The 9,758-nt window shown below is 41.5% G+C and carries 14 protein-coding genes; 10 read left to right on the forward strand and 4 right to left on the reverse strand.

The window, feature by feature from the left end; all coding sequences use genetic code 11:
* A partial coding sequence (locus tag PX484_RS15080; protein ID WP_288104511.1) for a helix-turn-helix domain-containing protein occupies positions 1-253 on the forward strand: 253 nt, incomplete at its 5' end.
* Between the two features lie 34 nt (positions 254-287).
* Here PX484_RS15080 and PX484_RS15085 read toward each other — a convergent pair.
* Positions 288-512, reverse strand: a complete 225-nt coding sequence (locus PX484_RS15085; protein WP_312675946.1) for a YcaO-like family protein — start codon at positions 510-512, stop codon at positions 288-290.
* Between the two features lie 239 nt (positions 513-751).
* Between PX484_RS15085 and PX484_RS15090 the strand changes: the two genes are divergently transcribed.
* From PX484_RS15090 to PX484_RS15100, 3 genes are all read left to right on the forward strand, one after another.
* A complete protein-coding gene (locus PX484_RS15090) occupies positions 752-1,090 on the forward strand; it encodes a thiol-activated cytolysin C-terminal domain-containing protein (protein WP_152606973.1) in 339 nt (112 codons plus the stop codon).
* A gap of 446 nt (positions 1,091-1,536) precedes the next feature.
* Positions 1,537-1,761, forward strand: coding sequence for a type II toxin-antitoxin system HicB family antitoxin (locus PX484_RS15095; RefSeq protein ID WP_045357927.1), 225 nt, complete (start codon positions 1,537-1,539; stop codon positions 1,759-1,761).
* Positions 1,762-1,778: 17 nt separating this feature from the next.
* Entirely contained in the window at positions 1,779-2,006 is a 228-nt protein-coding gene (locus PX484_RS15100) for a type II toxin-antitoxin system HicA family toxin (RefSeq protein WP_045357929.1), read from the forward strand.
* 48 nt (positions 2,007-2,054) lie between these two features.
* Here PX484_RS15100 and PX484_RS15105 read toward each other — a convergent pair whose 3' ends face one another.
* Positions 2,055-4,352, reverse strand: coding sequence for a TOMM precursor leader peptide-binding protein (locus tag PX484_RS15105; protein WP_287669882.1), 2,298 nt, complete (start codon positions 4,350-4,352; stop codon positions 2,055-2,057).
* A 590-nt stretch (positions 4,353-4,942) separates the two neighbouring features.
* Here PX484_RS15105 and PX484_RS15110 point away from each other — a divergent pair.
* The 6 genes from PX484_RS15110 to PX484_RS15135 all read left to right on the forward strand — a co-directional run bounded on the left by PX484_RS15110 (position 4,943) and on the right by PX484_RS15135 (position 7,165).
* Positions 4,943-5,290 (forward strand): rubredoxin, encoded by a 348-nt coding sequence (locus PX484_RS15110; RefSeq protein ID WP_002736293.1) that lies wholly within the window; start codon positions 4,943-4,945, stop codon positions 5,288-5,290.
* A gap of 106 nt (positions 5,291-5,396) precedes the next feature.
* Positions 5,397-6,389: a photosynthesis system II assembly factor Ycf48 gene (locus tag PX484_RS15115; RefSeq protein ID WP_004163934.1), complete on the forward strand. Its 993-nt coding sequence runs from the start codon at positions 5,397-5,399 to the stop codon at positions 6,387-6,389.
* 78 nt (positions 6,390-6,467) lie between these two features.
* Positions 6,468-6,713, forward strand: a complete 246-nt coding sequence (gene psbE, locus PX484_RS15120) for a cytochrome b559 subunit alpha (protein ID WP_002749269.1) — start codon at positions 6,468-6,470, stop codon at positions 6,711-6,713.
* A 25-nt stretch (positions 6,714-6,738) separates the two neighbouring features.
* A complete protein-coding gene (gene psbF, locus PX484_RS15125; protein WP_002736175.1) occupies positions 6,739-6,873 on the forward strand; it encodes a cytochrome b559 subunit beta in 135 nt (44 codons plus the stop codon).
* 10 nt (positions 6,874-6,883) lie between these two features.
* Positions 6,884-7,003 (forward strand): photosystem II reaction center protein PsbL, encoded by a 120-nt coding sequence (psbL, locus tag PX484_RS15130; protein ID WP_002735805.1) that lies wholly within the window; start codon positions 6,884-6,886, stop codon positions 7,001-7,003.
* A gap of 42 nt (positions 7,004-7,045) precedes the next feature.
* A complete protein-coding gene (locus PX484_RS15135; protein ID WP_002736108.1) occupies positions 7,046-7,165 on the forward strand; it encodes a photosystem II reaction center protein J in 120 nt (39 codons plus the stop codon).
* Positions 7,166-7,602: 437 nt separating this feature from the next.
* On the opposite strand, the gene psbB is transcribed toward PX484_RS15135, so the two are convergent.
* Both psbB and PX484_RS15145 read right to left on the reverse strand, forming a co-directional pair.
* The gene (gene psbB / locus PX484_RS15140; protein WP_002735904.1) at positions 7,603-9,129 is read right to left on the reverse strand and encodes a photosystem II chlorophyll-binding protein CP47; all 1,527 of its coding nucleotides are present in this window, start codon (positions 9,127-9,129) and stop codon (positions 7,603-7,605) included.
* A gap of 343 nt (positions 9,130-9,472) precedes the next feature.
* A partial coding sequence (locus tag PX484_RS15145; RefSeq protein ID WP_288104516.1) for a hypothetical protein occupies positions 9,473-9,758 on the reverse strand: 286 nt, incomplete at its 5' end.

Consider the following 9,758-nt stretch of genomic DNA (forward strand, 5'->3'; position numbering starts at 1 on the left):
CTTTGAAGATTTAGGATTTAACAGTGAAGAAGCAACTAACTTAAAAATTAGAGCCGATTTGATGTTAACCTTGCGGTCTTTTATCCAAGAAAAAAGATGGACACAGCAAGAAGCCGCCACTTTTTTCGAGGAAACAAAACCGAAAATTAGTGATTTAATGAATGGAGAAATTAGCCGTTTTACTGTTGATAAATTACTCAGTCTTTTAGATAAAACGGGAATAAAAGTTAAACTCGAAATCTTCACCAAGTAACTTAAAATCATCAACAATTGACCATAAACAAGGGTTACATCCACATGGGAAAAGGATTTAATTCATCTTCCGTTAAAGCTTCTTTTAACCATCCCATGCTAACAGGAACATCATACAATCTTCCTGTCCCTAAACGCTTCCACATATGACGCATTCCGGGGACAATGACTTTAGCTACTCTTAAACCAATATCAGGACGAGTTTGGTCTAATACTAACATTTCCATCCCTTTTGACTCAATCTCTATAATTTGATTGATTAATTCATTTGTTCTACTTAAGAGATTACGCCATTATACCATAAAGTGACCCTTTAAATCTAATATAAATCTAATATAAATCTCATATAAAAGTTAATATTCTGCTCAAAAAAATATATTAGAAAAGTATTAACTTTAGAGATTGCCATTACCCAAAATAAAACTTATTCTGGTATCAAAGGTGATTAAACAAATCACTTTTAACCCAAAAAACCTGATTTTTCTGGAAGAAACAAATTATGAACACTGTGACTATGGCTGTAACCAATCAATTAAACGCACCCGTAGGTGGTTCTTTTCTTGTAAGAAATAGTGGAGGATATGTTTCTCGCTTTTCAGTCTCTTACAAATTTGAAGGCCAAGATTTTAGTAAAGATAGTGGAGAGTTTACTGCAGGTGTTAACAAATCTATCAGTATCCCTGCAGGTGCTACTGAAATTCACTTAAAAGTTGAGGAAGCTTGGTTTATTGGTTCTTGGAGTACTATTTTTACTCAAGATTTTAATAGCCCTGTTACCAAATGTTATGAGATATCTGGAACAACACTTAATCCTAGTTGGAAAGAAATCTCTTGCTAATGATCGCCTAAAGTTAGAAACGAAACCCAACATTATTCGTTCTTCCGAACTTACACTGTAGAAAATTCCTCAAGCTCCCTCTGGGGTTAGCAATGCTCTAAAGCTGATAAATATTAATCTAACAAAAACTCAAAGCTTTAGTGTACAAACTTTACAAGGGTAAGTTGCTGATAGTTTTACATGACAAGTTTGGAAGAACCACATTATTTAAGGTGTGTTACTATGGTGACATACCTTTTATCTATCTGTCATGAGGGCAGCTTATCCATTTCTGGCTCAGATCGGTTAGAATTGAAAAGTTATCAGCCTGGAAATTCGTTTTATCCTCGCGCTCATAATAAAATGTAGAACAAGCTTCTAGTTTGTCAGGGATAAAATACCTGTACTTTGTTAATTCTCTATGTACCCTATAATGACCATTAAGCCTTAAACTAGGAGAAAAACTGATGGAAAAATTGATCCAATTACATATTGAAAAGCTACCCGAAGGATTCTATTTAGCAACCTCCGATGACTTACAGGGATTAGTTGCACAAGGGAAAACCCTTAAAGAAACCCTAGAAATTGCCAGAGATGTCGCTCATCAATTAATCGAGGCTAAAAAACAACGCAATCAAATTGATAATTTAAAAGATATAGAAGATGATTTTTACTACCCTTTAGTTGTCTAAACAGATTAAAATAAAAAATGGGAAGATTATCAGGATTTCGGTATCGTGATATTATCAAAAAACTTAAAAAGCTTGGTTTTGTTTTAGATCGCCAAGCCGCAGGTAGTCACGAAATTTGGTACAATCCAGAGACAGAGAACTATACAACAATTCCTAATCATTCTGGTGATCTACCAGAGGGGACTGTAAGAGCTATTCTCAAACAGGCTGGCATTAGTCCAGATGATTTTTTACAAACAAAATAAAAACTTAATTTGTAACCATTCAGTTATAATGTCCCCTATTCCAAAGCATTACATCCACATGGGAAAAGGATTTAATTCATCTTCCGTTAAAGCTTCTTTTAACCATCCCATGCTAACAGGAACATCATACAATCTTCCTGCCCCTAAACGCTTCCACATATGACGCATTCCGGGGATAATGACTTTAGCCACTCTTAAACCAATATCAGGACGAGTCTGATCTAATACTAACATTTCCATCCCCTTTGACTCAACAATTCGCTGACAAAATTTAACATCCTCTAATAAATCATCACTAGCTAATTGTAAATAATCATGACTTTTTTTCGGTATTATTTTACTATCGGGAACTAAATAAGATTGATTGCTTAACCTTGCAGTTTGCCACCATTTAACCGCCAAAGGATCAGCAGAAGAATTATAAATCGTTGTCCCATCTTCCTTAAAAGATAACACATTCGGCAAGATTTGATTAACCTCAGTTAACGCCCGACTAATAGCAATTTTCGGGTCAAAATGCGCCCCATACCCTAACAAAATGTCCTCCACTTCCCGCTCCTTTCTCGGACTAATAGCGGCAAAACAAGGGATATTCAAATCACTGGTAATATCTAACACCCATAGCTCCCGATTTAACGCCTCATAATATTGCTTTAATTGCTCAAAATATGGCTCATTAAAGCTCTCTAAATTAACGGAAGGTTTAACTAATTGATTATACCACCATAAGGCCACACAATCTCGTTCCACTAACTCCATAAATCCTTGTAAAATCGCTTCCTCTATCGTATTTCCTGCGGCGCAGCCATTAGAATCAGCCCAACAATCTAAGGGTTCAGATTGAGGATAACCATAATAACAATATCCTGTCGGTAAATACTTAAAATCTTGAGCAGTTAAAGACCATACAGGAGTCCAATCAATGATTCTAGTTTCATCAAAAGGTTCAGGTACTTTTTGAAACCATCCTTGATTATTCCCATTCCATTCTTCTCGATGTTCATATTGTTTTTGACTAAAATTCATACATTTGTTAGGATGAATAGCTTTATCTCCTAACTCTTGATAACTGGCTTTTTCTCTGATTTCATTCCCTTGAAAAACCCCCGAATACCGCTCAATAGCTTCACAAAATCCACTGGCTTTTGCTTGACTATCTGTACGGCCTTTTCCCGCACTTCTACCTCCAATATTTTGCCGTAAACTGTCTAAATCATCAAAGACACTGCGAAAATGATGTTTAGCTACATAAGTATGAACTAAAGCATTCCCTTGTATCTTATTTAATTCTCGCACAATTCCCGTAATAGAACCGATATGATGTTGATAGGTTCTTAAGGTTTCTTCAGGAGAACAAAAACGATGTCCACCATCACTGGTAAAAGCCTTTTTCCGATGTCCCAAAACCACGGGTAAAGGTGTTTTATTCAGAGAATATCCACAACTAGGACAGTTCGGACGTTTAACTAAAATATGCTCTTGAAATTGTAAATTTAAAGTATCATAAGTCATTAGTATTCCTTCTAAACGTTGATTTTTACCTTGAATAATCCACTTAAAAACCTCCATAGCCGTCAGATTTAAAACCGTCTGTATTGTCGCTGAAGAAAACCCTAAAGGGGAAATTAAAGAAATCTTATTTTCTCTCTGTCTAATGATAAATTCCTCCACGGGACGATTATCTCGTAATCGTTGAGCCAAACAATGCCAACAACCAGTTTTATCGGGATCAAATAAGGGACCAATCCAGGCTAGGTTTCCCAGGGGATTAACTAATAACCAAGGCTTGTGCGAGGCTAAAGCTTGTTGATTAATACTCTCTAAATCGGGATGAAGATAATTATCGGTTAAAATAATGGTTAAATCCCCTTCATCTGCGACTTGAACTTGCAAGGAATTTAAAATATTGATCAAATCTTGCTGGGGAATTGAGCCTAGGCTTTTAACCGTAACCTTCAGAGATTGTAATCGTTCAAAAGCTTGGGCTTGAGAAACCTGAAGATGATGGCATAAAATTGCTAAATTAGACGATAATAATTCTTTTTTTTCTAGTAAAAACCCTCGTTTATATAACTGAAAAATCGCTTTTTGAATTGCCAGACTATAATTAATAATCACTGCGAAGGAATTAGCATTATTGGGATTGATTTCTTGATTTTGTAAAAATTCTAACTGAAGAATATCAATAATTTCATCAAGATTACGTTGACCATCGATTAATCTGACTAAACGATAATAAAGCGGCTCTTGAAAACAGATTGATTCTCGCTCAGATAGAAAAAATACCGTATTTGGTTCTAAGGTTTCAATTGAATAGGCAGGATTCCAATCAAGCTGGTTGAACACAATTTTTACTCTCTTTTTAGTTAAGGTTGATGATATACCTATAATATAAGGTTGATAGCAGTTATCTTAATGGTGAGGGGCGAAGTTTTCGTTTTCGGGAACAGGGAACGGCGAGGGAGCAGCCCATTTATGCCAAAATATAAAAGCGATCGCTAAAAGTGATTAAATTTATGCAATATGATACCAAATCCGCTTTTAATAGCATGATTAACTCCCAATCCAACTTTAAAAACCCAGTTATGGATTGTTTCCCCCTGCTCCGCAGCTCCGGCACTCCCCAATCTCCTCTACCTTTTAAACAGGATTTGCTATCAGACCCCTAATTTCTTCCCTGCCTAAAATTTCCCAATTTTTCGGAATAAATTTGAGTACCAAAATCAGGGTAAATAACCCAAATATCAACTTAATAAAGTTTTAATAGACATTTAAGCCCTAATAGATCAATCTTACTTTTTTTAAAGCCGATATGCTGCCTCGCTCATCCTTTTCAGACTTGAAAACTGGCTATTCTGTCAGGGGTTGGCCGTGAGAGGGGTCAATTTTCAAGGATAATTTGTAACAGAGTGTTGAAAATTCCTTTAATCTTAGTTATGAGCGATCGCCCACCAGAACTAACCCTAGCCGACCAGGCCCCTGCCAACCACGAATGTCGCTCCTGCGGCTACGTTTACGACCCCAGCAAGGGAGATAGTAAAACCAACACTCCCGCTGGAACCCCCTTCGAGGAATTGCCAGAAACGTGGCGCTGTCCCGTGTGTGGTGTGCGTCGTTCCCAATTTATCAACATCGGAGCTAAAGATGCTCCTTCGGGATTCCAAGAAAATCTTAGCTATGGTTTTGGAGTCAACCGTCTCACTCCTGCACAAAAAAATATTTTGATTTTCGGGGCTTTAGCGCTAGGATTTGTTTTCTTTATTAGTTTGTATGGTTTAAACTAACTCAAGCACTCATTATCTTTAATCTAACGGCTCTTGTGGCCCTGTAACCGTTCGGGTACAAACCTTAATCCGTCCCGATTCCTTGACCAATACCTCTGAACCATTGATGAGAAAACTGAAACAATTCGTAATAGTTCTAGCTGTAGCCTTTTTCTGCTTTAGCTGTAGTAATGTGCCATCCCTGAGCAGTAGTCCTTGGCAAATCCTCACCCTCGACACTGACTCCACTTTTGCCGATATCGCCTTTACCGACGACCCGCAGCACGGTTGGTTAGTGGGGACAAAATCTACCCTCTTTGAAACCAGCGATGGGGGGGACAGCTGGCAGCAAAAAGTCCTCAACCTTGGCGACGAAAAAGTTAGCTTTAGCGCCGTCAGTTTCCACGACCAAGAGGGTTGGATTGTCGGTAAACCCTCGATTCTTCTCCATAGCGAAGACGGGGGCAGCAGCTGGTCTCGTATCCCCTTAAGTGAAAAATTACCCGGTTCTCCCTACGGAATTATCGCTCTGAACGACAAAACCGCCGAAATGGTCACGGATTTAGGTGCTATCTACCGCACCAAAGACGGAGGCAAAACTTGGCAAGCTTTAGTGGAAGGTGCTGTGGGTGTGGCCCGGACAATTGTTCGTTCCCATGATGGTAAATATGTGGCCGTTTCCGCACGCGGTAACTTTTATTCCACCTGGGAACCGGGGTCAACAGAATGGCAACCCCACAATCGTCTTTCTTCCCGCCGTTTACAAAAAGTCGGTTATGGTGAAAAAGGGGAACTGTGGGCCCTGGCCCGGGGTGGTCAACTACAATTTACTAGCCCCAATGATCTCGATACATGGGAAGATAAGGTATTCCCCGAGTTTTCCACCAGTTGGGGACTTTTAGACCTCAACTACCGCAGCCCCGAAGAAATTTGGGTCGCTGGTGGTAGCGGCAATCTGTTGGTCAGTCATGACAACGGCCAATCTTGGCAAAAAGATCGCGCGGTGGAAAGTGTCCCCTCCAATCTCTATCGAATTGTTTTTATCAATTCCGACAAGGGTTTTGTCTTGGGACAAAATGGGGTTTTACTGAAATATAATCCCCCTAGCGAACCGGCCTAAAACTTGTCTCAGGGTCAACAAAGTCTCTATTATAGAGATTGAATTTTTCAAGTCCTATCATTCCGAGGAGAACCGTCCATGTCAGGTAGTACCGGCGAACGTCCTTTTGGCGATATCGTTACCAGTATTCGTTACTGGATTATCCATAGCATCACCATCCCCATGCTCTTTATCGCGGGTTGGTTATTCGTGAGTACCGGTTTGGCTTACGATGTTTTTGGCACTCCCCGTCCCGATGAGTATTACACTCAAGAGCGTCAAGAATTACCGATCATTAATGATCGCTTTGAGGCCAAAAATCAAATCGAGCAGTTTAATCAGTAGTTTACTTTAATTAAGGATAAAAACAATGGCTAGTGGTAATCCCAATCAACCCATTTCTTACCCCATTTTCACCGTTCGCTGGTTGGCAGTTCATACCTTAGCGGTCCCCACTGTCTTCTTTATCGGTGCAATTGCGGCAATGCAGTTTATTCAACGCTAGGAGAACAATTATGGAAAGAACACCTAATCCGAATCGGCAAGCCGTCGAGTTAAATCGTACTTCTCTTTATCTAGGTTTACTCCTAGTTGCTGTCTTGGGAATTTTATTTTCCAGCTATTTCTTTAACTAATTAGTCCCGATTCATTGTCATCGCAATTAGGAGGTGTTATTCATGTTCGCAGAAGGTCGTATTCCTTTGTGGTTAGTCGCCACCATCGCCGGTCTAGGCGTTATCGCTGTGCTTGGTCTTTTCTTCTACGGAGCTTATGCCGGTTTAGGTTCCTCTATGTAATTCCATTACGGGTAATTTCCCCCAGCAAAAAGCCGTTAGTTATTTCTATAACTAGCGGTTTTTTCAGTATTCGGTGAAAAGTAAAGCTCGATCGAACTTTAATACCAAATCCGGCTCTCCCAGCTTTGGTGGGTAAAATGTATTCTAAGATACATTTCTCAAGAGCGAGGGGGTGGAACGAACCACAAAGACACAAAGGACACAAAGATCGATCGATCCTATGTCAATTAAACTTATCACACAGAACCTAGAAGAGCCCAAATCCGTTTTTAATAGTGTGATTAACTCTCAAGTTATCAATGGTTTCTCCCTGCTCCCTTCTCCCCACACCCCACACCCCACACCCTACCCCCACGAAAAACTTTTTCAGCAGACCCTAATTAAAAAAAGGAGTCAAAGACTTGACTCCTTTAGTTATATGGATGATTTAGCTAAAACTAAACCTCTTGTTTACGAGTGCTAAGATCACCCAATTTTTGGAATAAACCGAATTCCACTTGTTCTTCCAGATCTGGATCGACCCCGGCGAATACGTCGCGGTAGATGGTACGAGAACCGTGCCAGATATGACCGAAGAAGAATAGTAAAGCAAAGACAGCATGACCGAAAGTAAACCAACCTCTTGGAGAAGTGCGGAATACCCCGTCAGACTTCAGGGTTTCGGTGTCAAACTCGAAAGCTTCACCGAGTTGCGCTCTACGCGCAAATTTCTTCACATCAGCAGGATCGCTGAACACCTGACCATCGAGAGAGCCACCGTAGAAAGAAACGGTAACACCACTTTGTTCAATACTCAGTTTCGATTCCGCACGACGGAAGGGAATATCAGCGCGAACGATACCTTCCGAGTCAGTCAGGACAACGGGGAAGGTTTCAAAGAAGTTAGGCATCCGACGCACGCTGAGGACGCGACCTTCGCCATCTTTGAACACGGGGTGTCCTAACCAAGATTTAGCGATACCGTCACCGCTATCCATGGCACCAGTACGGAATAAACCACCTTTAGCGGGGCTATTACCGACATAATCATAGAAAGCCAGTTTTTCGGGGATTGCTTGGTAAGCTTCGGCGATGGTGGCTCCATTGGCGATGCTGGCCTCGACGCGACGCTCAATTTCTTCTTGGAAATAGCCTTTATCCCATTGGTAACGGGTCGGGCCAAAGAGTTCGATCGGGGTGGTAGCATTACCGTACCACATGGTTCCAGCCACGACGAAAGCGGCAAAGAAAACAGCGGCGATACTGCTAGAAAGCACCGTTTCGATATTACCCATTCTCAGGGCTTTATAGAGTCTTTCGGGGGGACGAACGGTTAAATGGAATAAACCGGCGATAATCCCGACGATACCCGCAGCAATGTGGTGAGCTACCACACCCCCGGGGTTAAAGGGGTTAAAACCAGCCGGTCCCCATTCGGGAGCTACGGGCTGCACATGACCAGTTAAACCGTAGGCATCGGAAACCCACATCCCGGGACCCCAAAGGCCTGTTTGATGGAAAGCACCGAAACCAAAGCAAAGTAAACCGGATAAGAACAGGTGAATACCGAACATTTTCGGCAAATCGAGGGCAGATTCGCCCGTGCGGGGATCGACGAATAATTCTAAATCCCAGAAAACCCAGTGCCAAACGGCCGCTAGGAATAGCAGACCAGATAAGACGATATGAGCGGCGGCAACGCCTTCAAAAGACCAGAAACCAGGGTCAACACCAGTTTCGCCGGTGACGCTCCAGCCACCCCAAGAACCGGTGACACCTAAACGGGCCATGAAGGGCAGCACGAACATTCCTTGCCGCCACATCGGGTTTAATACGGGGTCACTGGGGTCGAAAATAGCAAGCTCATAGAGGGCCATGGAGCCAGCCCAACCCGCTACCAGTGCGGTGTGCATCAGGTGAACGGAAATTAAACGGCCCGGGTCGTTGAGAACGACTGTGTGTACTCGATACCAAGGTAGTCCCATTGACTACGCTCCTCCTATTGACAATTTAGTGTCCACTTAGACGCTTTTTATATTCAGGGTCAAAATATAAGCCCAACACTCTCGACGGTTAAGTGCAAGAGTTAGCCGACCTACATTATCCCTTGAAAAGTGTATCTATTCTAAAGAAGTGTAACTATTGTTAGAACAGATTTCAAGTCTTTGCGATCGATCTTCCGCCAGAATATTCCAGATCAGGGTGTGGGGTGTGGAAATTATGAATTATAAATTATGAATTATAAATTGGGGAGTGGGGAGAAAAAGGCTGCGTCCTAACTCCTAACTCCTGATCACTGATAACTGATAACTGATCACTGATAACTGATTACTTCCTCAGTAGTTCTTCGGCATTTTGCAGGATTTCGAGGACTTGTTCGGCACTAATCAAGCGTTTTAGCACCACTTGCCCGATGGTGGGGACAGTATCGGCAATTTCTGCACTCTTGGGGGCAACTTCCACCATAATCACAGCTTCTTCCACCTTATAAAGCCATAAAACCTGTTCTCCCTCTAAAATACCGATATTTAATCGCTCTATCTGCGGTGGTCGTCGCCAACTACTCGCATGGTCCCACAAACCGCCAAATTCCCACACCCGTCCTATTGTCCAA

The organism is Microcystis sp. M49636_WE2 (assembly GCF_030065375.1).
Lineage (GTDB): Bacteria > Cyanobacteriota > Cyanobacteriia > Cyanobacteriales > Microcystaceae > Microcystis > Microcystis aeruginosa_C.

Coding starts and splice junctions, on each gene's coding strand:
- PX484_RS15115 (WP_004163934.1), top strand. CDS start 5,397: ATGAGAAAACTGAAACAATTCGTAATAGTTCTAGCTGTAGCCTTTTTC.
- PX484_RS15110 (WP_002736293.1), top strand. CDS start 4,943: ATGAGCGATCGCCCACCAGAACTAACCCTAGCCGACCAGGCCCCTGCC.
- psbL (WP_002735805.1), top strand. CDS start 6,884: ATGGAAAGAACACCTAATCCGAATCGGCAAGCCGTCGAGTTAAATCGT.
- psbB (WP_002735904.1), bottom strand. CDS start 9,129: ATGGGACTACCTTGGTATCGAGTACACACAGTCGTTCTCAACGACCCG.
- psbF (WP_002736175.1), top strand. CDS start 6,739: ATGGCTAGTGGTAATCCCAATCAACCCATTTCTTACCCCATTTTCACC.
- psbE (WP_002749269.1), top strand. CDS start 6,468: ATGTCAGGTAGTACCGGCGAACGTCCTTTTGGCGATATCGTTACCAGT.
- PX484_RS15100 (WP_045357929.1), top strand. CDS start 1,779: ATGGGAAGATTATCAGGATTTCGGTATCGTGATATTATCAAAAAACTT.
- PX484_RS15090 (WP_152606973.1), top strand. CDS start 752: ATGAACACTGTGACTATGGCTGTAACCAATCAATTAAACGCACCCGTA.
- PX484_RS15135 (WP_002736108.1), top strand. CDS start 7,046: ATGTTCGCAGAAGGTCGTATTCCTTTGTGGTTAGTCGCCACCATCGCC.
- PX484_RS15095 (WP_045357927.1), top strand. CDS start 1,537: ATGGAAAAATTGATCCAATTACATATTGAAAAGCTACCCGAAGGATTC.